Origin of the sequence: Occultella aeris, from assembly GCF_902703175.1 — a bacterium.
GTDB classification, from domain to species: domain Bacteria; phylum Actinomycetota; class Actinomycetes; order Actinomycetales; family Beutenbergiaceae; genus Occultella; species Occultella aeris.
The window spans coordinates 195682-221852 of sequence record NZ_CACRYJ010000017.1; the positions used below are offsets into that span (position 1 = coordinate 195682).

Consider the following 26171-nt stretch of genomic DNA (forward strand, 5'->3'; position numbering starts at 1 on the left):
GACCGCGGTCCGCCGTCCGATGCCGCGCGGGCGACGCCGTCGGGCGGGTGCTGCCCGGGGACCCTCGACTCCATCGGCGGTGCTCACCACACGTCCCTGTGGCGCTCGGGCCACGACGCGTTCAGCTGTCATAGTGCACCCACCGCTTCTCCATCTTCCATTGGAAGACGGTCACCAGGCCGACGATCAGGAACAGGACCCAGCCCATCGCGGAGGCGTAGCCGAGACGCCCCTGTGCGAAAGCCACCTGATAGATCTCGAAGATCAGGACCGACGTCGCATTGTTCGGCCCGCCGGACGTCATCACGTAGATGATGCCGAAGACCTGGAACGACGAGATGAACTGCATGATGGTCAGGAAGAAGATGCTCGGGGTCAGCAGCGGGAAGGTGACTCGCCAGAATCGAAGCCAGTTGGAAGCGCCGTCGACGGTGGCGGCCTCCAGGAGCGACTTGTCGATGGACTGCAGTCCGGCGAGCAGGATCACCATCGGGTAACCGACGCCCTGCCACAGGGCCACGATGATCACCGCGATCAGGGCCGTGCTGGGGTCGGAGAGCCACGCCGGACCGGTGATCCCGACTCCGCGCAGGGTCGAGTTGATCAGGCCGTTGTTCGGCTCGTACAGCCAGAACCAGACGAACCCGATGGCCACGACATTGGTGATCGCCGGGGAGTAGTACAGGGTCCGGAACACGCCGACACCGCGGATCCGCTGATTGCACAGAACGGCCAGCGCGAGTCCGATCGCGATCGAGAGGACAACCATCGCGACGGTGAAGATCGCCGTGTTCAGCAGCGTCGAGTAGAAGCGGGTGTCGGTCGTGAACAGTGCGACGAAGTTCCCGAGACCGAGGAAGTCCGGCTCGTTCAGGCCGGTCCAGTTCGTCATCGAGACGCCGAGTGAGGCGATAACCGGAACGATCTGGAACGCGAGCACTCCGAAGATCACCGGACCGACGAACATCCAGCCCGCGAGATTCTGGCGTCGCGGCTTCTCCTTGCGGCTCCTGGCCGGCGCGACATCCGGCGCGGATGCCGAGACCTGCGTGTTCGCCACTGGCTCTCATCTCCCTCGAGAGGTCCGCGGCCGGGGGTACGACCGTCGGACATCGGGCTACGTCCTCGTCCCGATGGGCTCCGACGATCGCGCGGAAGCCGAGGGGCATCAAGCGGTCGTCCCGCTATGCCGGACGACCGGGCCTCGATCCGAGCACACGGGAGATCGCCATCGCCGTCATCCGGACCGCGGATGCGTAGCGTTGGGCCTGGGACAACGCGGTCGCACCGGTCACCGAGATGGCTCCGACCAGGTGATTGCCCATCCCGAAGATCGGTGCTGCCACACAGAACAGGCCGGGCTGCGACTCCTCGACGTCGTAGGCGACCTTGGTCTCGCGCACCCTCGCCAGTTCTCGGCGCAGCGCGGTGGGGTCGGTGATCGTCTTTGGCGAGAGCCTCGTCAGGGGCGCGCTCAACACCGACTCCACGAAGTCGTGGTCGCTGAAGCCGAGGATCGCCTTGCCGAGCCCGGTGCAGTGCAGCGGCAGCCGGCCCCCGAGGCGCGAGTGCGGAACCAGCAGGTCACGGCGGGAGATCTTCTCGAGGTAGATGATCTCGTGCTTGTCCCGGACGGCCAGGTTGCAGGTCAGGCCGGTCACCTCGTTGAGGTTGTGCGCATACGGGAGCGCCACCTCGCGCAGGGTCCGCTGGGCGGGCACCAGGTGCCCGAGCTCGAACATGCGCACCCCGAGCCGGTATCCGTTCCTGCCACGCTCGAGGGCGCCCCACTCCACTAGGTCGGTCACCAGCCGATGGGCCGTGGACTTCGGGATTCCCGAGGTCCGGGCCATCTCGCTGATGCTGATCTCGAAGTCGGTCACCGAGAAGAGGTTGAGCAGGGACAAGCCCTTGATGAGCGAAGAGCTCGCGTCCTGCTGTTCGGGACGGGTCATAGCCGCTTCCTTCCGTGATGGTCATCATCGGTCCAGACGTGACCGAGGAGGATACCTATGACGACGAACAGCGTCGGCACCGACGTGGCCGTGAGCGCAGATCGTCTGCACGACGCCGTGGTCCAGATCCTTGTTGGTGAGGGTGCCACCCTCGCCGACGCCGCTCAACAGGCGGAAGTGCTCGTCGAGGGCGATCTCCGCGGCCACCCCTCGCACGGGGTGCGGCGGCTCGCCGTGCTGGTCGGCCGCATGCGCAACGGGCTCATCCGGACCGGCGTAGCGCCACGCACGACGTGGATCAGCGACGCGTTCCTGAGCGTCGACGGCGATCGGGGCTTCGGTCCCGTGGTGGCGGGGGTGGCCATCGAGGCAATCACCCGACGGGCCGCCGAGAGCGGCATCGCCCTGGCTGCGGTGCACAACGCCAATCACATGGGCATGCTCGCCCCGTACGTGGAACGCATCGCCGCGGTCGGTCAGATCGGCATCGCCCTGACGACCAGCGAAGCGCTCGTCCACCCCTGGGGCAGCGCACGGCCGATGGTCGGCACCAATCCGGTGGGCATCGCGGTGCCGACCGAGAGCGAGCCGCTCGTCCTCGACATGTCGACCGCCGCGGTCTCGATGGGCAAGGTCCTCGACCACGTCGCCACCTCGCAGCCGATCCCACTCGGGTGGGCGGTCGATCGTCACGGGAGACCGGTCACGGATCCCGTCGAGGCATCCGACGGGGCTCTCTCGCCGTTCGGCGGCCCGAAGGGATACGCCCTCGGGATCGCCCTGGAGGTACTCGTGGGCACGGTCACCGGGACGGCGTTCGGCCCTCGGAAGCAGGGCACGCTGGACGTCGAACACGTCGCCACGAAGGGCGACATCTTCGTCGCGATCTCACTCGACCGCATCGGAGGACTCCCCCACCTCAGCCTCGTGGAGGCCTACCTCCAGGACGTCCGCGCCAGCGGGACCGGCCCGGACCCGGTCACGGTGCCGGGCGATCGGGCGAGGGCGACCCGGGCCGAGCGACTGGCCAACGGCATCCCGATCAACCCCCAGGTCTGGCAAGAGGTCGAACAACTCCTCGAGGAGCACGGCGCATGACGCACACCCTGACACACTCCGACGGGTTCGGGCTGCTGCGGCTGCCGACCCGGATCCACTTCGGGAACGGCGCCGCGTCGCAGATCGCGCCCCTTGCGCGAGAACTCGGCCGGCGGGTGTTCGTGTGCTGCGACCCGTTCCTGGCCGATACGCCGCAGTTCGAGCGGACCTGCGCGGAGCTGCGGAGCGCCGGAGCGGTCCTGCAGATCTGGACCGAGGTGGAGCCCGAGCTCCCGGTCGACTCGGTGCACCGTGCCGCGGACGCGGCCTCGGTCTGGGCTCCCGACCTGGTCATCGGCTTCGGGGGCGGAAGCGCGCTCGATCTGACGAAGCTGGTGGCACTGCTGAGCAGTCACGGGGGTCGGCTCAGCGACTACTACGGCGAGAACGCCGTCCCGGGACCCATCACGCCGATGATCGCCGTGCCGACCACGGCCGGTACGGGATCGGAGGTGACCCCGGTGGCCGTCGTCACCGATCCCGGCCGGGACCTCAAGGTCGGGATCTCGAGCCCCCATCTGATCCCGCGGTTCGCCGTGGTCGATCCGACCCTGACCCGCGGTGCGCCGACCGCGGTCACGGCATACGCCGGCGTCGACGCGTTCGTGCACGCGATCGAGTCCTACACCGCAGAGGTCAGGGCTCCCGAGTGGACCGAACAGCTGCCGGTGTTCGTGGGTCAGAACCGACTGGCGGGCCTGCTCGCCGAGGAGGCGATCACCGTCATCGCGGCGAACCTGGTCCGCGCGGTGGCGGACCCCGATGACGAGGCCGCGCGAACCGAGATGGCCTACGGCAGTCTGCTCGCCGGGATGGCCTTCGGGAGCGCCGGAACCCACCTGTCACACGCGATCCAGTACCCGATCGGGGCGCTCACCAAGACCCCGCACGGCCTCGGCACCGGCCTGCTGCTGCCGTATGTGCTGCGTGGCTGCCGACCGGACATCGATCCGGCACTGCGCCGGATCGGTACGCTCCTCGGCGTCGCCGAGACCGGCTCCGACCCGGCTCTCGATGCGATCCGCCGGATCGAGCAGATCGTCGCCGACATCGGGATTCCGGCGAGCCTCGCCGAACTCGGAGTCCGTGCCGAGGATCTTCCGGACATCTCGGCACGAGCGGCAGGCATCAGCAGACTCGCGGGGAACGTGGCGGCTGCCAAGCCGATCGAACGGATCCCCGGAATCGTCACCGCCGCCTGGCGCGGCGACCACACCTGAGCGGGAGCGCACCCATGACCTACCTGAACGATCTCTTCATCGACGGTACGTGGCGGCCCGGAACGGAGGACCGCCGCTTTCCCGTCATCGACCCGGCCGATGGCACCGAGCTGGCCACGTTCGCGGTCGCCACCCCCGGCGACTGCCTCGACGCCGTGGCCGCGGCGGAGCGCGCGCTGCCGGCGTGGTCCGCCACCCCGCCACGCGAACGATCGGAACTGCTGCGGCGCTGCTACGAGATCCTGGCGGCGGAGGAGCTGACGATGACCGACATCATCGTCAGCGAGAACGGCAAGGCCCATGCCGACGCGCTGGCGGAGGCACGCTACGCACGGGAGTTCTTCCGCTGGTTCGCCGAGGAGGCCGTCCGCATCGGCGGCGACTTCCGGCTGTCGCCGGCCGGGGACAAGCGCATCACCGTCACCCGCCAGCCGATCGGTGTCAGCGTGCTGGTCACGCCGTGGAATTTCCCGGCCGCGATGGCCACCCGGAAGATCGCGCCGGCCCTCGCCGCCGGCTGCACCGTGGTGCTGAAGCCCGCCTCCGAGACGCCGCTGACCGCGGCCTACGTGATCGGCGTCCTCGAGCGGGCGGGCGCGCCGTCGGGCGTCGTCAATCTGGTGACCCCCGCGCCCACCGCACCGGCCGTCCGCGCGATGCTGCACCATCCGGCCGTGCGCAAGCTCTCCTTCACCGGCTCGACCGAGGTGGGCCGGCTGCTGCTGCACGAGGCGGCCGACAACGTGATCAGCTCCTCGATGGAACTCGGTGGGAACGCACCGTTCGTCGTGCTCGAGGGAGCCGACGTCGCGGACTCCGTGGCCGGGGCGATGGTCGCGAAGATGCGCAACGGCGGTTCCGCCTGCACGGCAGCGAACCGGTTCTACGTGCACACCAGCCTGCTCGAGGAGTTCTCGACCGAGCTGACGGCGGCCATGTCCCGCGTTCGTACCGGTCCGGGCCATGACCCGGAGAACGACCTGGGCGCCCTGGTCTCGGTGGCCGAGCGGGACAAGGTCGCCGCACTCGTCGACACCGCTGTCGACGGCGGAGCCCGAGTCGTGCTCGGTGGTGCCGCCAGCGGTGCCGGTGCGTTCTACCCGCCGACGGTCCTGGCCGACGTCACCCACGGCAGCGAGATCACCCGCACCGAGATCTTCGGACCTGTGGTCACGCTGATCGGCTTCGACGATCCGGCCGACGCGGTCCGGATGGCCAACGACACCATCTACGGGCTGATCGCCTACGTCTACGGCCCACCCGGTGACGCCATGACGGTCGCCCTCGCCATCGACGCCGGCATGGTCGGCGTCAACCGTGCCGTGCTCAGCGATCCCGCCGCGCCGTTCGGTGGCATGAAGCAGTCCGGTCTCGGGCGGGAGGGCAGCGCGGAGGGGATCGAGGAGTTCCTCGAGGAGAAGTACATCGGGTCGCCCGTCTGACGAACACGGGTCCCTTGGCAGCACGCCGTCCGCGATACCGTCCGATCATGAGCAACGGGCACGTGTTCGTCGTCCAGGGACGGATGGAGAACCTTGACAGCGACGCGGTGATCGTCGCCACCGACCTGTCGTTCAGTGTGGGCGGTCACTGGGCACCGACGCTCGGACTACCCGGCGCCGGGTTCGACGAAGCCGTCAGAGCCCTGCAGCCGGACGGATGGCGTGCGCGACGGTGGGGCCGCGCCACCGCGGCCGGCACCGCCGAGCCGCCGAAGCCGACGTGGTTCATGGACGTCGCGTATTACTTCTCCCGTTCGTTGACCGAGGACCTCGACGGCGTGATGGCCCGTCTGCGTCTGGTGCTGGCCGAGGTGAAAGAGCTCAGGGCCGGGCAGGGCAGGTCCCACGTGCTCGTCTCGATGCCACTGCTCGGCACCGGGCACGGCGGGTTCGGCCCGATCCGCGGTCAGGTCATCGACACCCAGTTACGGGTCTGTCGCGAGGAGTCCGCCGCTCTCGGCATCGACATCGTGATCATCGCGAACTCCACTTCCGACTACACCGCACTCCAGGAGCGCCGGCGGGAACTCGGCTCCGAGGACGTGGCACTGACTCCAGAGCTGCGTGCGGCCGCGGAACAACTCGCCGCCGTCGCGCGATCCGGGGACCTGGCGCTGTTCCTGGGCGCCGGCGTGAGCATCGGGGCGGGGCTGCCATCGTGGAGCAGTCTGCTCGGCAATCTCGCGGAGGGAAAAGACGTCGATCTGACGCAGCTCTCGTCGACCCTCGACCGGGCCGAGCTCCTGCGGATCAAGTACGGCGCCGACTTCGGCAGTGCCATCGCGGCCCAGGTCACCAGCCAACGCCGCTACGCGATGACCCACGCGATCCTCGCCGCGCTCGGGTGCCGCCAGGTCGTCACCACGAACTACGACCGGCTGTACGAACTCGCGGCCGGTGACCTCCAGGCGAACGTGGGGGTCGCCGTCCTACCTTTCGACCGGGCCCAGCAGGACCGGCCCTGGGTGCTGAAGATGCACGGGGATGCCGAGCGGCCCGAGACCATCGTGCTCACCCGGAGCGACTTCGTCAGTTATAACGCCACCTCCGGGCCGATGGGCTCGCTCGTCCAGTCGCTGATGGTGACCCGTCACCTCCTGGTCGTCGGAGCCTCGATGACGGACGACAACTTCCTCCGGCTGACGCACGAGGTGCTCGCGTTCCGCGAGGCGGGCTCCATGTCGCCCGAGGACAAGGAGCGACCGCTCGGAACCGTCCTTCCGCTGAAGCCCGAGCCTGCCCAGGCCGAGCTCTGGTCCGGGCGGTTCGACTACGTGCCGGTGTCGGCGGCGGACGATCCGGAGGAGTCCCGCGCGCGGTCGCTGACCATCTTCCTCGACCACATCGCCCTGCTCGCGGCTGGGAACAGCCACCTGCTCGACGAGCGGTACGAGGCGCTGCTCGAGGATCGGGAGGCAGACCTGGTGGTCCAAGCCCGTGAACTCCATGACTCGCTCACGTCGATGACGGACCGACCCAGGCGCTGGGACCCCGTCGTCGAGTTGCTCGGTTCGCTCGGGGCCCGACCGCGACCCTCAGGAGGCCCCTCGGACCGATGAACCGCTCCGCGCCTTCGAGTGCCGGTGCGTTCGGCGTGGACCCACCGTGTCACCATCGCGCCAGGAGCCAGGACGTCATCGGGATGACCGCAGGACCTCTCGGGTTCGTTCCAGCACCGCATTGAGTACCCGGCCCGTCGTCGCGACGTCCTCGGCGTCGAGCGAGTCCCAGATCGGCCCGGTCACCTGCGCGATGCGGTTGCCGATGACAGCGACGAGGTCATCCCCGGCCTCCGTGAGCCGCTGCCCGGTCAGGAGCCCCCGCAGCGCGAGCTCCGAGACCAGGGACGACGGGTCCGGGAACTGCGTCCTGTCGGCGAGATGGTCCTCGAAGCTGCCGGTCCCGTCGAACTGTGAGGTGAGCCGGAGGGTCACCCACTGCGCCTCGGTGAGCTCGTGCGTGGCAATAATGGTGCGTAGGACCGCGTTGAGTGCCTTCTCGGTCTGGCCGATGAGCTGAGGGCCGAAGGGGATCGTGGTCTCTCCGAATCTGGTCGGCACTGGGCTCACGCCCGCGGCGAGGGGAGGTTCTGGCGTAGCCGGCGCAGCATCCGCCCGTCCTCGAAGCCGACCTCGCGCGCGGCCGCCTCGGCAGTGGCCCCGTGTGCGATCAGGTGTTCGGCACGTTCACGGCGTAGCGACTGCTGGTACCTCAAGGGGGTCAGCCCGGTCGCTCTGGTGAACGCCCTGGTGAGGGTTCGCGGGCTCGAGCGGGCGATCTCGGCGAGGTTCGTCAGCGGCAGCTCGCGATCGAACTGTTCGTCGATCACGTCCTGCACGCGATGGACGAGGTCGTCGACGTGTGAGCGGTAGCGAAGCAAGGCACTCAGCTGCGGCGCCTCGCCGTTGCGGCGGGCGAACACGACCATGTCCCGGGCGACCTGCGCGGCCACGGCCGGCCCGTGGCGGCTCGCCAGGAGGTGCAGCGCCATGTCGATGCCGCTCGCGATGCCCGCGGACGTCATGACGCCGCCATCCTGCGTGAACAGCACGTCCGGTGCCACGGCAGCACGGGGGTACCGCCGCTGCAGCTCCTGTTGGATGTCGTGGTGCGTCGTGCAGCGTCTGCCGTCCAGGAGGCCCGCCCGACCGAGCGCGAACGCTCCCGAGCAGACACTCGCCACCGTGCCGCCGGCCGTGTGATGATCACGCAGGCGCTGCAGGGTGGTCTCACCGAACGCGCCCGAGCCGGCTTCGAGTGGGGACCGCCATCCAGGCACCACGATGAGGTCGTCGCGACCCAGTTGCGGCCAGTCGAGCGAGGCCTCCAGCGGCAGTCCTTGTCCCGACGGGATCCGCTGCTGCTCCGCGACATAGCTCAGGTGGTAGGTGGCGCCGGCCGTGGCGGCCGTCGAGAACACCTGCGCCGGACCGGCGAGATCGAGCAGGATCACCCCGGGTGCGAGCAGGAAGACGACCTGGGTCACACCACGGCCGATACGCTCAGCCGCTGCGCCGTGGTCACGATGGAGGCGAAGCCCCGACCGCCGAGAACGCTCTCCGTGCGACGCATCAGGTCCTCGCCGGAGACGGCGGAGTACCCCTCTCCCGCCGTGATCCCGGAGGTCGTCGTAGCATCGGCCACGAACACGACCTCGAAGCCGAGGTCGCTCGCCACCCGAGCGGTCGTCTCGCAGCACTGCTCGGTGCGGATCCCGCAGATCACCACTCGGCGGATGCCTCGCAACATCAGCTGCTGGTGCAGATTCGTCGTGGTGAAGGCGTTGATGGAGGTCTTGACCACCTGAAGATCAGTGTCGTGGGGCTCGAGTTCGGCGACGACCCGGACGAAACCGAGGGCCGGGTCGAAAGCGCCGCCGGTCTCCGGCTCGGCGTGCGTCACCCACACGATCAGGTCACCGGCCGCGCGGGCGTGCCCCACCAGCGCGGCGATGTTGTCCAGGACCCGGGGGTTCGCCGTCGTCGCCCAGTCCTTCGATCGCTGCCGGAAGGACTCCTGCGCATCGACCACGAGTAGTGCGGTGCCGGTTGGGTGCGTCATACAGCCATCCTGTGGTGCGAGCCGGGAACAGGCAAGGCATCATGGCGCCAACGAGCGGAACGATCCGGTCACCAGGCGTTGGGCACGTTAGCCTCGAACCATGGTCCCGGAACGGCGCAAGCAGATCGCCTTCGGCCTGCTGCCCATCGTCGTAGCCCTGGTCCTGCTGATCCTGGGCGACGGGAGCCCTTGGCTCATCGGTGCCGTGGTGGTGGCCGGGCTGCTCCTGATCGCACTGCTCGCCCGACGCGGGCGGCACACCCCGTGGCGGGCCGCCGCGCAGCGCCTCGGCACCGGCGGCGCGGTCGTCTTCTGGAAACCCGGGTGCGTCTACTGCGAGCGCCTGCTCCACGAACTGCGCGGCGACGACCGGATCACCTGGGTGAACGTGTGGGCGGACCGGCAGGCGAACACCGAGGTCCGCCGGCTCAACAACGGTGACGAACTGACGCCGACGGTGCTGATCGGCGATCAGGTGCTGCGCAACCCCAGCGCCGATCAGTTGCGGGCCCGGCTCACCGGAACGGCCACGGACGGCGCCTGATCGGGCCGCGTCAGACCCGGGCTTCCTCGGCCTCGATACCGGCGATGATCTCGAAGCGCTCCTGGTAGATGCCGCCCTTGAACTCGGCGCCGAGGAACGCGTCGGTGATCGCGAACGCCATCTCCGGAGCCACCACGAAGGCACCGAACGCGATGATCTGCGAACCGTTGTGCTCGCGGGTGTGCTTCGCCGTGAACGGCTCCGAGCACACCGCAGCACGGATGCCGCGGACCTTGTTCGCCGAGATGGAGATCCCGATGCCGGTGCCGCAGATCAGGACGCCGCGGTCGGCCGCTTCGTCGCGGATCAGGTGCGCGACCTGCTTGGCGTAGTGGGCGGAGTACTCCGCCTCACCCGCGCCATCCCATCCGACGTCGATGACCTCGTGGCCGGACTCCTGCAGGTGCGCGATGACGGCGTCCTTCAAACCGTGACCCGAACTGTCGGACCCGATGGCGATCTTCATGAATATCCTCCTGGCGTGATCGCCTCCAGCCTAACCTCGAACGACGCGGTGACCGGCGGGCGTCCACCACGTAGTCACGACGGCGGAGCGCGCCCTGGCTAGGATCGTCGCCGATGCCAGACACCGACCGGAGACGACGGCAGATCAGTGGGAGCCGTGGGTAGTCCACGCACGCTCGCCGAGGTGTATCGGCGCTTCGCGGAGGACGACGGCGGGGCGTCGCCCCTGAACCGACGCGTCGCCGTCGCCGTGAGCCAGTCGAGCGCGGCGCTGCGCGCCGTCGAGGGGGCGCCGGCACGCAAGCGACGTCCCCCGATGATCCTCGCCGCGCTGCACGACCTCGCACTCGCCGGTCGCGCCCCCGCGCTCGCCGACGCCTACGCCGCCGGCGACGGTGACGCTGCCGCCAGGGCCGCCGTCGACACGCTCACCGCGATGGCCGACGCCGTCGTCTCCATCGTCACCGGCCGACAGCTGCGGGCCGAGGAGACCGGGCGGGCCACGGTGCTGTATCCGGCCATCGCGCAGGCCGCGCAACGCGTCGGCGCGAACGCGATCGGACTGATCGACATCGGCTGTTCGGCCGGACTCAACCTGACCGTCGACCGGGTCGGCCTGACCTACGGCAACGGGCAGGTGCTCGGCGACGTGGCCTCACCCGTCCAGCAGTCGGCCTCGATCGTCGGCGACCGACCGCTGCCGGAACTCGCACTGCCCGAGGTCGTCGCCCGGATCGGCATCGATCGGGACCCGATGGACGTGACCGACCCGGACGACGCCCGCTGGCTGCGCGCCTGTCTGGCACCCGACCGGCCCGAGCAGCTGGCGCGGCTCGACGCGGAGGTGGCGCTGGCGGCGAGCGGGCCGCCGGTACTGCTCCAGGGGATCCTGCCGGCGATGCTGCCCGCGGCCATCGCCCGGGTGCCGACGCACGCGGTGCCGGTCATCACCTCCACGTGGGCACTGTCCCGGTTGCCCCTCGAGGGTCGCCGACTCTTCCTGGACGCCCTCGACGAGGCGGCCGGCGACCGCCCGGTGGCCTGGGTGTCCGCCGAGGGCGTCGGCGTCGCACCGACGATCCCAACCCTCGGTGACCGCCGCGCCTCCGGCCACAGCATCATCGGGTTGGCCACCGTCGACCGGGCGGGTCGGCACTCCGAGGCCCTCGGCCGGTGCTGGTCGAGGGGCCGCCTGTTGTCGTGGCTGGCTGGCTAGAGCCGCAGCCCAAGGTCCTCGATCCGCACGAACTCACCGCTCGCGATCGACCTGTTCGCGGCGATCCCGATGCTGATGCTCCGCAGCCCGTCCAGGTGGCCGGCTCGGTGACCGAGCACGTCCTCGCGATCCCCGCGGAAAACGTCGTCAAGCAGCTTCGCGTCCCCTCCCCCGTGCCCGCCCCTACCCTCCGGGATCGTGATCTCGCGGGGGCGTTCCCACTGCCGCTGGAGCAGGATCCGGCTGGACCGGGGGCGCAGCGCCTCACGGTCCGCGTCGGTCTGCGCCTCCTCGGCGACGGCGCTGGGGTCCAGCGCCTCCGCACTGTCCTTCGCGCGGTGCGGGCGCTCGACGACGTCGAGCTCCACCCGGCCGCGGGTGCCGTTGATGGCCACCCGGTAGCCCTCCCAAGGTGCGTAGGCGGTCAACGAGTAGGTCAGCGCGGCGCCTCCCCTGTAGCCGACCAGGAGGTTCATCGTGTCCTCGATCGTGATGCCGGTGCCGAACACGTTCTGGTCGCGGACGTACCCGTCCTCGGCTTCGGCGTCCAGGAACAGGCGCTTCATCCGGGGGTCGGCGGCCAGGTCGATCGAGAACGGGCTGCTCGGGTCGTCGCGGCTGGTTCGCCCGGGTCGGTCCTCGCCCCGCGCGGCAGCGTTCTCGGCACCATAGAACCGCAGACTGCCCAGGGCAGCCACGGTGGCCGGGGCGTCCGCCAACCACCAGTTGACCAGGTCGAAGTGGTGGGTGGACTTGTGCACGAGCAGGCCGCCGGAGTTGGCCCGGTCCCGGTGCCACCGACGGAAGTAGTCGGCGCCGTGCCCGGTGTCGAGCAGCCACTCGAAGTGCACAGACGTGGGCGCTCCGATCTCCCCGGACGCGATCAGTTCCTTCACGACCGTGTTCCGCGGGGAGTACCGGTAATTGAAAGTCATCGCGACCGAACCGGAGGAGGCATCGGCAGCATCCGCGATCGCCTGCGCCCTCTGCTCGTCGATCGTCAACGGCTTCTCGACGACGACGCGGAGCCCCAGTTCCAGGCCCCGCACCACGTAGTCGCTGTGTATCGCGTCCGGTGTGGTCACGATGATGCCGTCGGGCCGCAGCGTCTGAACCATTTCGTCGAAGGCCTCAGGACCGAAGTGCGGGATGGCGGCGTGTCCGGCGGCGACCGACTCGACGAGATCGTCGTAGTAGTTCATCCGTACGGGATTCGTGTCGACGAACGCGACGAGCGAGCCGGCGTCGGCGTGCGTCGTGAGCAGGGCCCGGACGTACATCTCTGCCCGGCTGCCGGTACCCACGACGGCGTACCTCAGCGGGCGGGTGGTGGTTTCGGTCATTTGCGGACTCTCCATCGTTGGCTACTCGGGGTGGTCGGAACGGATCAGGGAGCGGGGATCAGGCCCTCGTGGCGGACGTGCCATCCGGGTGGGAACCCGGAGTCGTCGGGACCGGTGTCACTGCCCGCGGCAAGGAGCGCCACCGCGGACAGCAGCCCGCCGTTGCCCGGCAGGTACAGGGGTAGTGACGACGACTGCCAGTTGTGCCCGGAGGCGAGCACGATGTTCTTCGTCCGATCGCTGACAAGCGCGTCCACGGCCACCTCGCTCATACCCAGCCGAGCCGCGGTCATCGCGATGACCGGGTAGTCCCACCCCCACGTCGTTTCCCAGTTCCAGTCCCCGAGGACGTCATTCAGGGTGGCGCGCATGACCTCCGGATCGACCTTGTCCGTAGCGGGCAGCAGTCCGAGTGCGCACAGCATGGACGGGTGGTCCTTGCGGATCGTCCACGGCTCGACGGCGATCGCCGGGTAGCGCCCGTCGCGCACGACGGGGGGTCGCATGCCTGCGCTCACGGCACGCCAGGTGGGTTCCTCCGGGAGACCGAGACGGGCCCGCCAGTTCTGGGCGACGTCGAGAGCCCAGTGCCAGTAGACCTGCTCGTAGGCGGGTCCGCGCACGTCCCGGCGCATGCGGCCGTAACTCTCCTGTGCGGGGACCAGCGGGGCGAGCAGGTCGTACGCGCCATCGTCCGCCCTGACTGCGAAGTCCGCCATGAACTCGGCGGTCGCGAACACGATCTCCGCGAACTCGGTCAGCAGTTCCGGGTTCGGGCGCGCGCGGTAGGCCAGCTCGGCCATGTAGATCACGTGCGGCTGCTGCCAGACGAGGAACGGGCCGATCTCGGACGGGCTCTCGCGTGCATCCGGGCCGACCTGCTTCGGCCACCGGGCACCGGCGTAGCCCTGACGGGTCGCAATGCCCCGCGCCGTCGCCAGGGCGCCGTGGTACCAACGCAGGCTTCGCAACAGCAGGTCGGGCCGACCCCACTGCGCGAAGTGGGCGCTGTGCCACCAGTGCATCTCCAGGTGGAACCGACCCCTCCAGGAGTTGCAGACCAGGCCGGTCTCCTGTGCCGGTGAGGAGCCCGCGCAGTTGATTGCGGTCAGGTACTGCGAGAGCACCGTCCGACGTTCGATCTCGAACGCCCGTGGGTCCTCTGAGGCAGAGAAGTCGACGGCGCCGCCGCCCGCCCAGAAGTCGCACCAGTGGTCGGCTGCGTGTCGGATGATCTCGTCGGATCCGCTCGGCGCGGGACCCGTGTCGTCTCCGCCGGGACCGAACGCCACGACGATCCGCGTGGTGCCCTGGGGAAGTTCGGCGACGAAGCTGTGTGGCCCGGTCCGGCGAAGCTCGGGTTCGAGTACCACCCGGACGTGATATCTCGTCGCGTCGAGGGTCCGGCTCATGAACCACCCATCGCAGGTGCCCTCGAGCTCCGTGGTGTGAGCCTCGGGCTGCGTCCAGTCGGCGGCGTTGTGCCATGCCTCGTTGCCATAGGGAAAGGCCAACGACAGCGCCAGGGGTGCGCCGGTCGAGACTTCGATGGCGAGCGCATCCTGCTCGGGGTCACACGCCGTCCGGACCTCGACGAGTGCGCCGTCCAGACGGAAACGGCTGTGCAGAAGGCCACGCGCCAGGTCGAGCACCTGATGCACGTCCGTGATCTGCTCGAGCTCCAGCGGGGCGTGCCCACGCGCGGCCCCGTGGAGGAGGCCGATCCGGCCCAGATCCAGCCGGTGGGGGTTCGCCCTCAGCCAGAGGTCGCGGCGCGGCGTGCCGGTCTCGGTGCCGCCCTGGATCGTGCCGACCATGTCCACGTAGCCGACCGGTCCGCGCGTGGTCCCGTACTCCACGATCGAGTCCTCGAGGCGGAAGTCCTCGCCGGCGGGGACGCTGTGCCAGCCCCACTGGGCCTGGGTGCCGAGGAGCGTGCCAGGGGGAAGGCTCCGGTCCCGAGGGCCCACCGGGTAGGAGCCTGGCAGCGACTGGAGCCCGGTGATGTCCGCGGTGAACGCGAACTCCCCGTTACCGACCGAGAGCGGCGAGCGAGGGTCCAGGCCGTCCAGGTGGACGGTGTGTCGGGCGACTGTGGCGGTGCGATCGACCGGTGTGGGCAATGTTCTCTCCTCGGAGTCAGAAGCGGGGGACGTGCGCGCGCGTCGGTTCAGGCCTGGGCGGCGAGTGCCTCCTCGAGCTCGGCCCGGATCGTGTCCCCGCCGTTCGTCTTGAACGTCTCGACCTCTGCCGCCCAGTCCGAGACTTCCCGGCGTCCCTGGATGATGTCGTCGCGGACCGCGTTCAGCACATCGGTCAAACCGCTGTACTTGCGGGTCTTGGTCTCGGAGTAGAGCGCCTCGGTCGGGTCAGGGCTGCCGCCCGGGATGACACGGCCCATCTGCTCGTACTGGGCCTGCACGACGCCCGCGTTGCCGGGCAGGTACAGCGCGGTTGGCGCGTCTGCGAGGTACTGGATGCCGAGGAAGGTCTCGCCCGTGGTCTCCTCGATGCGCACCGGGTCAGAACCGTCGAGGGTGAAGTTGTGGTCCTGCACCCCGTACTTACGGAACCGGTACTCCTCGGTGCCGAACGGCGCGGCCAACCAGTTCATGATGCCCAGGATGACTTCTGCGCGCGCCTCACTCTGCTGGTTGACCGCCACGATGCTGTGGGTCGGTGACCGCACCCAGATGCTGCCCTCCCCGCCGTCGTATCCAGGCATGTCAAGGCCGGCGAGTTCGAACCCCTCGATGCCCCCGGACTGCGCGTAGTACGCGGGCCAGGCGCTGTAGGAGTCACCGGTGAACAGCGCAGCGCCGGCCATGAACCACTGCTTGTACTGGGAGCCGTTCACGGCGAACGAGTCCGGCACCACGACGCCGGCCTCGTACATCGTGCGCGCTGCCTCGAGCGCCTCGGGCATCTCCTCCACTTCGGAGTAGTGGATCAGCGAGCCGCCCTCCTCGCGCCAGCCGTTCGGCACGCTGAGCATCTGCATGATGTAGTTCGTCGGCACCGAGGTCAGTGCCCAGGTGTTCGCGGTCGGAGCCGTCACCTCCTTGCAGAGGTCGAAGTACTCCTGGAAGTTCGTCGGGGCGGCCGTGATGCCGAGCTCCCGGAGCAGGTCGGCACGGGCGTACTGGATGGTGCTCTGCAGCACACCTCGTGGGACCGGGACCGCCAGGATCTTCCCGTCGAACATGCCGTGCTGCCACGACTCGGTCGGGATGTTGGCGAGCATGGGGTAGTCGGCGATCGCGTCACCGGCCAAGTACGGACTCAGGTCCAGCGCCTTGGCCGCGAGGAGTTGCGGGACCTGGTTGGCCCCTCGTGCGACCTGGAACACGTCGGGGAGTTCGTCTCCGGCGACGATGGTGGCGAACTTCGAGGCGTAGTCACCAGCCGGCGTCATCGCCACCTGCAGGTCCGAGCCGAGTCGCGCGTTCAGCTCCTGCCAGTACGGATTGTTGTCCACCGCCGGGGGTATCGGCTCGGACGTCTGGACGATCGCACTGACCGGATCGCCGTCGCCCGGGGGCTCGGTGAAGGCCTGCACCGGGTCGGCCGGGTAGGCGAAGAACCCTGCGGGCAGGCCGTCTTCGGTCGTGGGCAGGTCCGGGGTCAGTCCCTCGTAGGGGATGTAGGCCGGAAGCCGGCCGGAGCCCTGCTCCGCGCCACCACCACCGCCCTGCTGGGAGGAGCACCCGACCAGACCGAGCGCGCCCACGAGGCCCAAACCGGCCGTCCCGAGCGTGAATGTGCGCCTGCTCAAATTTGCACTCATCGACTTCTTTCCTTTTCTAGCTGGGACGATTGCTGTTCAGCCCTTGACCGCACCCGTGAGCACTCCCTTGGCGAAATGCTTCTGAAGGAACGGATAAACGCAGATGATAGGGATGAGGGTGATCACGAGAATGGCCATCTGAATCGATGGTTGCGGCGGCATGGACTCGAGTCCACCAAGATCCCCGGAGTCGAGTTGGGCATTGTTGATCACATAGGTCCGCAAGACCAGTTGCACAGGCCATTTGGCTGCATCGTTCAGGTAGATCAGAGCGTTGAAGAACGCGTTCCAGTAGTTGACCGCGTAGAACAGGCCGATCACTGCCAGGACGGCTTTCGACAGAGGCAGGACGATCCGGGTGAACGTCTGCAACTCCCCTGCTCCATCCACTTTCGCCGCGTCGATCAGCTCCTGCGGGAGGTTGGAGAAGAAGGCCCGGATCACGATCACGTTGAACGCGCTGATCATCGTCGGCACGATGAGAGCTGCGAGCGAGTCGATCATGCCCATGCCCTTGACGACCAGGTACAGCGGGATGAGTCCCGGGGAGAAGAGCATGCTGACCAGCAGCGCCATCAGCATGGGCTTGCCCCCGAATGTCTCCGGCCGCGACAGCGAGTAGCCCAGCAGGCTCGTGACGGTCAATGAGCACAGCGTGCCCACCACCGTGACGAACCCCGAGATCAACAGCGCCTGGGTGACCACGCCGCCACCGAGGATCGACCGATAGGCGGTGAGGTTGACGGTGTCCGGGAACAGGACGAAGCCGCCGGAGTCCAGTACGTGCGCCGGGCTCGAGATGGAGGTCGAGACGATCCCGACGAAGGGGATGATGACGAGAGCGCAGGCGATGGACAGGACCACGCCCTTGAGGGCCAGCATCGCCACCCCGGGACGCCGGTTCCCGTTGACGAGGCGGTCCCTCCGGCGGATCTTCCGCTCGGACAACCCTGACTGAGCGATCACACTCATGACTTGTAGATCCCATTCTCACCGAAGATGTGCGCCAGCTTGTTGGCGCCAAGCACGAGGATCACGCCGATAACGCCCTTCACCATGCCGACGGCGGTTGAGACGCCCCAGCCACCACCGACGATTCCGTTGTTGTAGACGTAGGTGTCCAGCACCTCCGAGGCCGCCAGACCGACGGCGTTCTGTTGCAGGATGATCTGCTCGAAGCCCACGGACAGCGAGTCCCCGAGCCTGAGGATGAGCAGCAGGATGATGATTCCGCGCAGTCCCGGAAGCGTGATGTGCCACATCTGTCGCCACCGTCCGGCCCCATCGACCGCCGAGGCCTCGTACAGCGACGCGTCGATCTGGGAGAGCGCCGCAAGGAACAGAATCGTCGACCACCCCGCGTCCTTCCAGATGACCTGCGTCGTAAGGAGGCCGAAGAAGATGTCCGGGTTGCCAAGGATGTCCAGGGTCGCCCACCCCTGCGCGCGCAGGAAGTTGTTGAGTAGACCCGCTCCACCCAGGACCTGCTGGAAGATCGCCACGATCACGACCCAGGAGAGGAAGTGCGGCAGGTAGAGGACGGATTGGACGAACTTCTTGATCCGCTCGGACAGCAGGCTGTTCAGCAGTAGTGCCAGGGCGATCGGGACCGGGAACACGAACACGGTCTGGATGAGCGTGAGGGCAAGGGTGTTGCGCACGGCGGTGACGAACGCTGGATCGCCGTTGACCAGGACCCGGAAGTTCTCCCAGCCCACCCAGAGCGAGTCCCGGATGCCAAGGAACGGTTGATAGTCCTGGAACGCGATCACGTTCCCGGCTAGCGCCACGTACTGGAAGATCAGGATGAGGACCATGCCCGGCAGGGCGAAGAGCAGCAGCGTGCGATCGCGCCACATCCTGGCCCACCACGGCTGCTGCCTGCCAGTAGGCATGCGATCTTCGGACTGGGACGTCACCGCATCGGCATCCGAATCACCGACTTTCTCGGCGACTTGTGTCTGCGTCATCAGTACCTTCCATAAATGCGTCGTTGCATGCCGACGTCACTCGGTGTGAAACGATTCAAAACACGAGGAACGAAAGGCAGCACGCGGAGTGCTGCCGGCAAATACCAAAGAGCGGCGGTCCAGCGATCGGCGACAATAATGGCCTAGTCCGGGACTCTCCGGAAACCGCTCTCCCGAAACCGTAAGACGCCAGGGGATGGGCTGTCAAATCTGCGTCCAGATGGTAATACGGGCCCGGCTTTCGGCACCCATCCAGCGTCGCACACACGTTGGGGAGGGCCACCGATCCGCACGATGGCAGGCCGCGACCCGGGTATCGCCTATCTTGGAGACGGAAGTCTCGCGCGACGAAGGGCACACAGAGTGACGAATCTCGATCCGGAGATCGTCGAACCGGTCGACGACCTGCTCCGGGCGCTGCCCGGGCTGAAGGTGCTGCACAGCCTCGACGAGCGGGAGGCACACCGTTGGGACCGTGCGCTCGACCCCAACGCAGGGCTGCCGATGGCCGTGGTCCTGCCGCACACCACCGAGCAGGTCCAGCAGGTCGTGCGCTACGCCGGTGCGCGTGGGATCCCGATCGTCCCGCGCGGCGCCGGCTCCGGCCTGTCCGGGGGCGCGTCCGCCGTCGAGGGCGGGATCGTGGTGTCGATGGCAGAGATGACGCACGTCGAGATCGACCCGGTCACGCGGATGGCGTTCGTCGAGCCCGGCGTGATCAACGTCGACCTCAAGGCGGCGGCCGCCGCCGTCGGGCTCTGGTACCCGCCGGACCCGGCGAGCATCGGCTTCTCCTCGATCGGCGGCAACGTCGCCACGAACGCCGGCGGACTGTGCTGCGTGAAGTACGGCGTCACCACCGACTATGTGCTCGGCCTGACCGTCGTGCTGGCGGACGGCACCGCCGTCGACCTCGGCGGCCCGCGCCTGAAGGAGGCCGCCGGACTGTCGCTGACCAAGCTGTTCGTGGGCAGCGAGGGCACCCTCGGGATCATCACCAGGATCGTGCTGCGCCTGGTGCCCCAACCACCGCCGTCGGCGACGATGGTGGCGACCTTCGCCGATCTGGACGCGTCCTGCCGGGCCGTGCTCGCGGTCGCGAGCAGCACCCGCGCCTCGATGCTCGAGTTCATGGACAACGTCGCGATCAACGCCGTCGAGGACATCCACGGCTACGGCCTCGACCGCACCGCCCAGGCGATGCTGATCGCGCAGTCCGACCAGCCCGGCGAGGCGGCGACCCGTGAGATCGAGGCGATCGCCGCCGTCTGCCGGGACCTCGGCGCCGAGGAGGTCCTGGTGACCGCGGACGTCGAACTCGGCGAGACCTACACCGCCGCCCGCCGCGGCGCGATCCCCGCCGTGGAGACCAAGGGCAGGCTGCTGCTCGGCGACGTCGGCGTGCCGGTGCCCGAGCTCGGCGCCCTGGTCACCGGGATCGCGGCCATCTCCGACGCCCGGGACGTGATCATCAGCGTGATCGCCCACGCCGGGGACGGCAACACGCACCCGCTCGTGGTCTTCGACCCGGACGACGCCGACCAGGCCGCCCGCGCCGAGGTCGCCTACGGCGAGGTGATGGACCTGGCCATCCGGCTCGGCGGCACCATCACCGGCGAGCACGGCGTCGGCCGCACCAAGAAGGCCTGGCTGCCCGGCTACGTCGGCGAGGACGTGCTCCGGCTGAACCGGACGATCAAGGACGCGCTCGACCCGATGGGCCTGCTCAACCCCGGCGCCATCCTCTGAGCAGACCCGACCCAACCGCCGCCCCGCCGACCCAGTACCTGCGCCGTCGACCTCGTCCGTCGCGAGGGGCGGTCTCAGCGCGGCAGGTGCGAGGTCAATGGGCACCTGCACCCACGCTGCCACCGGGCCGGAGCCGAGCCGTCTGCCTACACTCCGGAAATGCAGGGGTACCCGGATCACCAGGTCGGACGTCCGTCGCGCGCACCGACCACCGCGCTGGTGTTCGCCATCGGTGGGCTCGCGATCGCACTCGTCGCGGCGATCCTGCCCTGGACGGTCAGCAACGCCACCCCCGGGGACCCGGACTTCAGCGAGGACCCCGTCGCGGCGATCAGCCTGTACATCACCGGCCTCGTCGCGCTCGGCGGCGTGGCTGCGCTGGTCTGGCGCCGCACCCGCACGTGGCCGGTGGTGCTCGCGGGTCTCGGCCTCCTCATCCTGGTGCTGGCTCTGGTCCTCGTGCCCACCGCGGAGGTCATCTGGGACGGCGTCGACGAGCAGGGCCGAGCGACCGGAGGCTACGTCCTGATCCAGCGAGGGCCCGCGGGATTCGTGGCCGTGGCCGGCGGCATGCTGGCGACCGTCGGCGCCATCCTGGGAGATCGCCGCCCCACCCCCGACGCCCCTGCCAGCTCGCCCGATCGGTGACGGCGCCCGCGAGCGCGTGAGGTCACGGGTGGCGCGGGCCCGCTAGTCTCCACGCAACGCCGCGACCCGAGGAAGCTCACTTGACCGATCGCCCCCCCCCCCGCCCGGACTGGACGTTCCAACTCGTCGACACCCTGGAGAAGGTGTTCGCGGACGAGCGCCCGGCACCGATGGCGGCCGGCACGCCGCTGTCCGGGTTCCTCGGCGAGACGTTGTCCGTCCAGCTCGCCTACCTGCCGCCCGCTACGGAGAGCCTGAGTGTGCTCGGCACGCTGCACCCGCGGGTGGACGGCCCACTCGCGCACCTGGTGCAGGTCTCCACGGTGGAACTCGTTCCCTGCGCCCTGGTGGCGTTCGACGGGCATGACGACGGCTACCTGCGCGACTCCCCCGGCCTCTACCCGGACCTGCTCCGGCCCGTGCCGTCCGGGACTCCGGTGCGCCCCGCCGTCGGGTACTGGCAGTCGCTGTGGTTCGACGTCGAGGTGAGCGACCCGGCCCTCGCCGGGCGCCATGATCTGCGCCTGAGTGTGGCGGACGCCGACGGTGCCACGCTGTTCACCGCGACGATCGAGGTCGTGGTCCACCCGGTCGAGCTCCCCGCGCTGGACATCGTCAACACGCACTGGCTGCATGCGGACAGCCTGGCCGAGTACCACGACGTGCCTGTGTTCAGCGAGGAGCACTGGGACCTGCTCGACGCCTACCTCGGCGCCGCCGCGCGGATGCGCGTGAACTCCGTGCTCACGCCCACCTGGACGCCGCCACTGGACACCGCGGTGGGGTCCGCGCGCACGCCGGTGCAACTGGTCGACATCACGCCCGACGGCGGAGGCTACGCCTTCGACTTCGGCCTCCTCGGCAGGTGGTTGGGTCTGTGCCGCAAGCACCGGATCGCCACCGTGGAGATCGCCCACCTGTTCACACAGTGGGGCGCCACGGCGACCCCGGCCATCTACGTCCGGACCCCGGCCGGCATCGAGCGGCGGTTCGGGTGGGACGTGCCCGCGACCGACCCCCGCTACCGGGCCCTCCTGGCGCAGTTGCTGCCCGCGCTACGCGCCTACCTGGCCGAGCACTGGGACGGCGGCGTGCTCTTCCACATCAGCGACGAGCCACGCGAGCACATGCTGCCCGACTACCGGGCGGCGCGCGCCGTGGTCGAGGACCTGCTCGCCGGCGCCACGGTCGTGGATGCGCTGAGCGACTTCGAGTTCGCTCGCTCGGGTGCCGTGGACACCCCGATCGTGGCGACGAACCACGTGCAGGAGTTCCTCGACCACGGGCTCAGCCCGTGGGTGTACTACTGCGTGTCCCAGCACCGCGACGTCGCGAACCGGTTCATCGGGCTGCCGTCGCTGCGCAACCGGGTGCTCGGGCGGCAACTGTTCGTGGCCGGCGCGCCCGGCTTCCTGCACTGGGGCTTCAACTTCTGGGCAGCCCAGTACTCGACACGTCCGATCGACCCGTTCACGGACACCAGCTCCGGCGGCGCGTTCCCGGCGGGCGACCCGTTCATCGTCTACCCCGGACCGGATGGGCAGCCGTGGCTGAGCATCAGGTACCGGGTGTTCGCCCAGGCCATGGACGATCACCGCGCGCTCCAGCTGCTGCGCGACCTCACCGACGCGGCCACGGCGCGGGCCACCGTGGACCAAGGCGGCACACTCGGGTACGCCACGTTCAGTTACGACCGCGAGCACTACCTGCGCTCGCGTCGCGAGGTCGACGCGGCGATCATGACCGAGCTGGCTCGCCGCGACGGGTCTCCTGCTCCCGGAACGCTGACGGCGACATCCCGACCCGGCGGTGGAACAGCCGACTGAAGTAGGCCGGGTCGTCGTAGCCGACCTGGACGGCGACCTCGGCCACGCCGGCCCTGGTCTCCGCCAGCAGGAACTGGGCACGCTCCAGGCGGGTCGCGAGCACGAACTCGTGCGGCGTGAGCTCGGTTGCCCGCAGCACCGCCTCGCGCAACTGCGCCTCCGTGAGGCCCAGTGCGCGGGCGCGGCGCTCGACGGGCATCGGCACCAGCGCGGCAGCGGCCAGGGACTCGATCACGTCCCGCGCCGGCGCCGCGGCTTCCGGCGGCGCGCACTCCGCCGCGACGGCGATGAGCTGATGGGTCAGCGCCGCCGCGAGCATCGCACCGCGCCCGCCGGGCACGGCAAGCAGCCGGCGCAGGCGGGCGAACACGGGGGTGACCCACCCGACGAGCTCCGGCGCCGCGCGACGCACCGGTTCGTCGCGGTCCCAGGCACCGAAACCCTCGAGCGCCCGCGTGCCGACCCCTTCGAAGAGGAGCCAGTGCTCGTGCCAGCCATCGCCGTCGGGCCCGTATCCGTGCGCCAGCCCGGGGAACAGCCAGATCACCGCCGGGGCCCGCACGGCGACGCCGTCGGGGTGCGCCTCGTCGGTGTACCGGCCGCGACCCTGGGTGACGAGCACGAGGCCGTGCGTGGCGAGACGGCGGTCTCTGGTGTGCCGCGCCGGACCGCTCTGCTCCCCGGCTCCGCGGCAGCTCAGGCCGCTGTCCCGCAGGGCGGGCTCCGCCGCCGGGTAGGCGCGCCAGCCCGGACCATTGACACTTGCAGAAAAGTCCAAGTGATCACCGCCGATCGTCCATGGGCAGGAGGTTCGCCGCACGTTAGCGTACGTCGGATGTTGACGTCGAACGGCTACGAGCTGGTGGAAAGTCCAGACCGTCTCGGTCAACTCACCGAGACCCCGGACGAGGAGCGCAGCGACCGGGATGCGCTGTGGCGTCGCCTGCGCGCCCAGGGCTACCTACTGTTGCGGGACCAGCTCCCGACGGAGGAGGTGGCGGCGTTCCGCAGGTTCTACTTCGAGACCCTCGCGCCCGCGGGCGTCACCCGGTCGGGCACCGGGCCGGAGGACGGGATCGCCGGGCCGGGACCCATCGACCAGGCCACCTACCGGCAGGCGCTGTTCGGGCATGTCGTCCCCTCGGTCGAGTACGACCGCCTGTGTCGGCTGCCGTCGATCGCCGGCTGGTTCGGCTGGTTCCTCGGTGACGATGTGCACCTGCACCGGCGCAAGATCCTGCGGCACACGAGGCCCGGCCAGAACGGGATCGGCACGGCCACGCAGGCCCACTACGACCTCGTGTACCTGCGCGACGGCACGGACCGGGTGTTGTCGATGTGGATCCCGCTCGGCGACTGCCCGACGACGCTCGGCGGCCTCACCTACCTCGAGGGCTCACACCGGGTGGTCCTCGCGGAGGAGGCGCAGGGCCGGCTGAAGCGGCCGGCGGCGTCCATCACGGCGGACCTGCCCGGGCTCGCCGACGCCCACGACGCCCGGTGGCTGGTGACCGACTACCGGGCGGGCGACGTGATGATCCACTCCGCGCACATCATCCACGCGGCGCTGGACAACGTGGACCCGGACGGGCGGATGCGCCTGTCCACCGACATCCGGTATCAGCGCGCCAGCGAGCCGATCGACTGGCGCTGGCAGCAGCACTGGCACGACCGCGACGGCCTCTGAGCGCGGATCAGCGGCCGGCTACGTCAGGTCGGAACGAGTTCTCGATCCACATGTGCCCGGGCAGCTCGACGGCGCCGATCACCCACTCCGCGACCTCGCGGTGCGCGGGCGGCCGCTTGACGGCAATCGTGACCTCGTGCACGCCCGCGCCGGGCCGGAAGTCGATGAACTGGCCGAGCGGCGCCATGTGCGGCGCCGGGAACTGGTACTGGCTTCCCTGCGCTCCGTGCAGGTACTCGCCGCCGAACCAGATCCGGTAGTGCTCGGTGCAGTTGAACATCAGCCGGACGTCGGTGCGTCCGCGCGCGTCGAAGCGGTAGCGGAGCACCAGGATCCTGTCCTGGAAGTCGGCTGCGGGCATCCGCACCCAGGTGCCCGGCAGGGTCGACGCCGTGAGTTCCACCGTGGGTACGGGGCTACCGGCCGGCGGGAGCTCGGTCTGGTCGCGGACGTCCCACTTGCCGTTCGCGGTGTTCATCCAGCCCAGCTCGACCTCGATGCGGTGGTCCTGCGGGTCGAACGGGCCACTGACCGCCTCGGGGCGTCGCCCGTCCAGGCGCTCCCGGAGGTCGAGGACCAGGTCCGTGAACGCGTCAAGGGTGGGCGGCGCCTCGATGCCGGTGATCTCCGGGTTGAGCACGAGGTCACGCCCGATCGGTGCCAGCCAGCGTTCCTCGATGGAATCGGGGTCGAGGATCCCGAGTAGGGCGCCGATCGACGCGGTGGACGAGTCGCAGTCCCCGCCGCAGTTGTTCGTGATCAGGATCCGCTCACCGAAGGACGTTCCGGCGAGCCAGCCGAGGATGATGAAGCCCGTGTTGAGCCGCACGTCGGTGAAGTCACTGTTGCCGTAGCGCGCCACGATCTGCTCGCGGACCGCGAGCCAGGCCCGGCCCTCGTCCAGCCAGGACAGCGTGTCCCGTACCACGCGGGTGATCCCGCTCTCCGGGGACAGGCCGGCCAGGGCGCCGTCGATCAAGGTCCTGGGGTCGGACTCGACGAAGGCCAGTGCCTGGATCCGTGCGAGGAAGACCGCCGCATCGATGCCGTCGCCCGCGTGGTCGAAGCAGGCGTCCTCGTAGGCGTAGGCACCGGCCAGGTCCGCGTCACCGGCGGCCAGGCAGGCCCAGAGCTCACTCCGGATCGCCGCACCCTCGCCACAGGTGAACCAGTTGTCGAAGCTTCCGGAGTGTGGCGGCTCGATGCCCTCGGCCTGGTTGCGCATGCCGACGCCGTACTCGTTCCAGGGGAACTCCACGTGGTTGCGCCAGGACTCCGCCAGCACGTGCCGGTCCACGGCGGGCGAGTCCATCAGGTCCATCGCGCAGGCGTAGAGGACCTGGAGGTCGAGGTCGTCGTTCGGAACCATCTCCGTGGGCACCGGCACGTAGAACTCGGCCTCGAGCGGGCCCTCGAGCCCTTCGAAGGTCTGACCCAGAGTGCCCCCGACCGCCTTGCCGAGCCAGCACCCCATCACTCGCTGGCGATCCACCTGCTTCATGCCCACGTCACCTCGTCGTCGATTGGATGTAGCGCTACATCGGCTCGGTGTAGCGTTACATTCACGTCGAGCGACGTCAAGACCCTGAGCACCGGCCTC

The 26171-nt window shown here is 69.2% G+C and carries 23 protein-coding genes; 10 read left to right on the forward strand and 13 right to left on the reverse strand.

The window, feature by feature from the left end; genetic code table 11:
- Positions 1–121 precede the first annotated feature (121 nt).
- The gene (locus tag HALOF300_RS06600; RefSeq protein WP_197522358.1) at positions 122–1060 is read right to left on the reverse strand and encodes a carbohydrate ABC transporter permease; all 939 of its coding nucleotides are present in this window, start codon (positions 1058–1060) and stop codon (positions 122–124) included.
- Positions 1061–1184: 124 nt separating this feature from the next.
- Positions 1185–1955 (reverse strand): IclR family transcriptional regulator, encoded by a 771-nt coding sequence (locus tag HALOF300_RS06605; RefSeq protein ID WP_154792393.1) that lies wholly within the window; start codon positions 1953–1955, stop codon positions 1185–1187.
- A 57-nt stretch (positions 1956–2012) separates the two neighbouring features.
- Here HALOF300_RS06605 and HALOF300_RS06610 point away from each other — a divergent pair, with 57 nt between their 5' ends.
- Genes HALOF300_RS06610 through HALOF300_RS06625 form a run of 4 tightly spaced genes read left to right on the forward strand, consistent with a single transcriptional unit; the run spans position 2013 to position 7334 of the window.
- Entirely contained in the window at positions 2013–3053 is a 1041-nt protein-coding gene (locus HALOF300_RS06610) for an Ldh family oxidoreductase (RefSeq protein ID WP_156740149.1), read from the forward strand.
- Positions 3050–4273, forward strand: a complete 1224-nt coding sequence (locus HALOF300_RS06615) for an iron-containing alcohol dehydrogenase (RefSeq protein WP_156740150.1) — start codon at positions 3050–3052, stop codon at positions 4271–4273. Before HALOF300_RS06610 ends, HALOF300_RS06615 begins: the two co-directional genes overlap by 4 nt.
- A 14-nt stretch (positions 4274–4287) precedes the next feature.
- A complete protein-coding gene (locus HALOF300_RS06620; RefSeq protein ID WP_156740151.1) occupies positions 4288–5715 on the forward strand; it encodes an NAD-dependent succinate-semialdehyde dehydrogenase in 1428 nt (475 codons plus the stop codon).
- A gap of 47 nt (positions 5716–5762) precedes the next feature.
- Positions 5763–7334, forward strand: a complete 1572-nt coding sequence (locus tag HALOF300_RS06625; RefSeq protein WP_156740152.1) for an SIR2 family protein — start codon at positions 5763–5765, stop codon at positions 7332–7334.
- A 75-nt stretch (positions 7335–7409) separates the two neighbouring features.
- On the opposite strand, the gene HALOF300_RS06630 is transcribed toward HALOF300_RS06625, so the two are convergent.
- The 3 genes from HALOF300_RS06630 to HALOF300_RS06640 are packed head-to-tail and all read right to left on the reverse strand — an operon-like array spanning position 7410 to position 9336.
- Complete coding sequence (locus tag HALOF300_RS06630) at positions 7410–7844, reverse strand: helix-turn-helix domain-containing protein (RefSeq protein WP_156740153.1); 435 nt, start codon at positions 7842–7844, stop codon at positions 7410–7412.
- Complete coding sequence (locus HALOF300_RS06635; RefSeq protein ID WP_156740154.1) at positions 7841–8761, reverse strand: GlxA family transcriptional regulator; 921 nt, start codon at positions 8759–8761, stop codon at positions 7841–7843. Before HALOF300_RS06635 ends, HALOF300_RS06630 begins: the two co-directional genes overlap by 4 nt.
- A complete protein-coding gene (locus tag HALOF300_RS06640; RefSeq protein ID WP_156740155.1) occupies positions 8758–9336 on the reverse strand; it encodes an isochorismatase family protein in 579 nt (192 codons plus the stop codon). The genes HALOF300_RS06635 and HALOF300_RS06640 overlap by 4 nt, the downstream gene beginning before the upstream one ends.
- Positions 9337–9436: 100 nt before the next feature.
- Between HALOF300_RS06640 and HALOF300_RS06645 the strand changes: the two genes are divergently transcribed.
- The gene (locus HALOF300_RS06645; RefSeq protein ID WP_156740156.1) at positions 9437–9880 is read left to right on the forward strand and encodes a glutaredoxin family protein; all 444 of its coding nucleotides are present in this window, start codon (positions 9437–9439) and stop codon (positions 9878–9880) included.
- Positions 9881–9890: 10 nt separating this feature from the next.
- Here HALOF300_RS06645 and rpiB read toward each other — a convergent pair whose 3' ends face one another.
- A complete protein-coding gene (rpiB, locus tag HALOF300_RS06650; RefSeq protein ID WP_156740157.1) occupies positions 9891–10346 on the reverse strand; it encodes a ribose 5-phosphate isomerase B in 456 nt (151 codons plus the stop codon).
- 156 nt (positions 10347–10502) lie between these two features.
- Here rpiB and HALOF300_RS06655 point away from each other — a divergent pair, with 156 nt between their 5' ends.
- Positions 10503–11561 carry a DUF2332 domain-containing protein gene (locus HALOF300_RS06655; protein ID WP_156740158.1) on the forward strand — a complete coding sequence of 353 codons (1059 nt, stop codon included), beginning with the start codon at positions 10503–10505 and terminating at the stop codon, positions 11559–11561.
- Here the strand turns inward: HALOF300_RS06655 and HALOF300_RS06660 are convergent.
- From HALOF300_RS06660 to HALOF300_RS06680, 5 genes are read right to left on the reverse strand one after another with little or no spacing between them, the layout of a single operon-like run.
- Positions 11558–12904, reverse strand: a complete 1347-nt coding sequence (locus HALOF300_RS06660; RefSeq protein ID WP_156740159.1) for a Gfo/Idh/MocA family protein — start codon at positions 12902–12904, stop codon at positions 11558–11560. The genes HALOF300_RS06655 and HALOF300_RS06660 overlap by 4 nt on opposite strands.
- 44 nt (positions 12905–12948) lie before the next feature.
- A complete protein-coding gene (locus HALOF300_RS06665) occupies positions 12949–15027 on the reverse strand; it encodes a hypothetical protein (RefSeq protein WP_156740160.1) in 2079 nt (692 codons plus the stop codon).
- A gap of 47 nt (positions 15028–15074) precedes the next feature.
- A complete protein-coding gene (locus HALOF300_RS06670) occupies positions 15075–16691 on the reverse strand; it encodes an extracellular solute-binding protein (protein ID WP_156740161.1) in 1617 nt (538 codons plus the stop codon).
- A gap of 36 nt (positions 16692–16727) precedes the next feature.
- Positions 16728–17663, reverse strand: a complete 936-nt coding sequence (locus tag HALOF300_RS06675) for a carbohydrate ABC transporter permease (RefSeq protein ID WP_231955104.1) — start codon at positions 17661–17663, stop codon at positions 16728–16730.
- Positions 17660–18586: an ABC transporter permease gene (locus HALOF300_RS06680; protein WP_197522359.1), complete on the reverse strand. Its 927-nt coding sequence runs from the start codon at positions 18584–18586 to the stop codon at positions 17660–17662. The genes HALOF300_RS06675 and HALOF300_RS06680 overlap by 4 nt, the downstream gene beginning before the upstream one ends.
- Before the next feature lie 438 nt (positions 18587–19024).
- On the opposite strand from HALOF300_RS06680, the gene HALOF300_RS06685 reads away from it, so the two are divergent.
- The 3 genes from HALOF300_RS06685 to HALOF300_RS06695 all read left to right on the forward strand — a co-directional run bounded on the left by HALOF300_RS06685 (position 19025) and on the right by HALOF300_RS06695 (position 22884).
- Positions 19025–20410 (forward strand): FAD-binding oxidoreductase, encoded by a 1386-nt coding sequence (locus HALOF300_RS06685; RefSeq protein ID WP_231955105.1) that lies wholly within the window; start codon positions 19025–19027, stop codon positions 20408–20410.
- 159 nt (positions 20411–20569) lie between these two features.
- On the forward strand, positions 20570–21058 hold the full coding sequence (locus HALOF300_RS06690; protein ID WP_156740163.1) for a hypothetical protein: 489 nt from the start codon (positions 20570–20572) through the stop codon (positions 21056–21058).
- An 80-nt stretch (positions 21059–21138) separates the two neighbouring features.
- The gene (locus HALOF300_RS06695; RefSeq protein ID WP_231955106.1) at positions 21139–22884 is read left to right on the forward strand and encodes a DUF4091 domain-containing protein; all 1746 of its coding nucleotides are present in this window, start codon (positions 21139–21141) and stop codon (positions 22882–22884) included.
- Here HALOF300_RS06695 and HALOF300_RS06700 read toward each other — a convergent pair.
- A complete protein-coding gene (locus HALOF300_RS06700) occupies positions 22796–23662 on the reverse strand; it encodes a helix-turn-helix transcriptional regulator (protein WP_156740164.1) in 867 nt (288 codons plus the stop codon). The two genes, HALOF300_RS06695 and HALOF300_RS06700, sit on opposite strands and share 89 nt — an antisense overlap.
- A gap of 57 nt (positions 23663–23719) precedes the next feature.
- Between HALOF300_RS06700 and HALOF300_RS06705 the strand changes: the two genes are divergently transcribed.
- Positions 23720–24571 carry a phytanoyl-CoA dioxygenase family protein gene (locus HALOF300_RS06705; RefSeq protein ID WP_156740165.1) on the forward strand — a complete coding sequence of 284 codons (852 nt, stop codon included), beginning with the start codon at positions 23720–23722 and terminating at the stop codon, positions 24569–24571.
- 7 nt (positions 24572–24578) lie between these two features.
- On the opposite strand, the gene HALOF300_RS06710 is transcribed toward HALOF300_RS06705, so the two are convergent.
- Complete coding sequence (locus HALOF300_RS06710; RefSeq protein ID WP_156740166.1) at positions 24579–26072, reverse strand: ADP-ribosylglycohydrolase family protein; 1494 nt, start codon at positions 26070–26072, stop codon at positions 24579–24581.
- Positions 26073–26171: the final 99 nt, after the last annotated feature.

Coding starts and splice junctions, on each gene's coding strand:
- HALOF300_RS06605 (WP_154792393.1), bottom strand. CDS start 1,955: ATGACCCGTCCCGAACAGCAGGACGCGAGCTCTTCGCTCATCAAGGGC.
- HALOF300_RS06610 (WP_156740149.1), top strand. CDS start 2,013: ATGACGACGAACAGCGTCGGCACCGACGTGGCCGTGAGCGCAGATCGT.
- HALOF300_RS06615 (WP_156740150.1), top strand. CDS start 3,050: ATGACGCACACCCTGACACACTCCGACGGGTTCGGGCTGCTGCGGCTG.
- HALOF300_RS06620 (WP_156740151.1), top strand. CDS start 4,288: ATGACCTACCTGAACGATCTCTTCATCGACGGTACGTGGCGGCCCGGA.
- HALOF300_RS06625 (WP_156740152.1), top strand. CDS start 5,763: ATGAGCAACGGGCACGTGTTCGTCGTCCAGGGACGGATGGAGAACCTT.
- HALOF300_RS06640 (WP_156740155.1), bottom strand. CDS start 9,336: ATGACGCACCCAACCGGCACCGCACTACTCGTGGTCGATGCGCAGGAG.
- HALOF300_RS06645 (WP_156740156.1), top strand. CDS start 9,437: ATGGTCCCGGAACGGCGCAAGCAGATCGCCTTCGGCCTGCTGCCCATC.
- rpiB (WP_156740157.1), bottom strand. CDS start 10,346: ATGAAGATCGCCATCGGGTCCGACAGTTCGGGTCACGGTTTGAAGGAC.
- HALOF300_RS06660 (WP_156740159.1), bottom strand. CDS start 12,904: ATGACCGAAACCACCACCCGCCCGCTGAGGTACGCCGTCGTGGGTACC.
- HALOF300_RS06670 (WP_156740161.1), bottom strand. CDS start 16,691: ATGAGTGCAAATTTGAGCAGGCGCACATTCACGCTCGGGACGGCCGGT.
- HALOF300_RS06675 (WP_231955104.1), bottom strand. CDS start 17,663: ATGAGTGTGATCGCTCAGTCAGGGTTGTCCGAGCGGAAGATCCGCCGG.
- HALOF300_RS06680 (WP_197522359.1), bottom strand. CDS start 18,586: ATGCCTACTGGCAGGCAGCAGCCGTGGTGGGCCAGGATGTGGCGCGAT.
- HALOF300_RS06690 (WP_156740163.1), top strand. CDS start 20,570: ATGCAGGGGTACCCGGATCACCAGGTCGGACGTCCGTCGCGCGCACCG.
- HALOF300_RS06705 (WP_156740165.1), top strand. CDS start 23,720: ATGTTGACGTCGAACGGCTACGAGCTGGTGGAAAGTCCAGACCGTCTC.
- HALOF300_RS06710 (WP_156740166.1), bottom strand. CDS start 26,072: ATGAAGCAGGTGGATCGCCAGCGAGTGATGGGGTGCTGGCTCGGCAAG.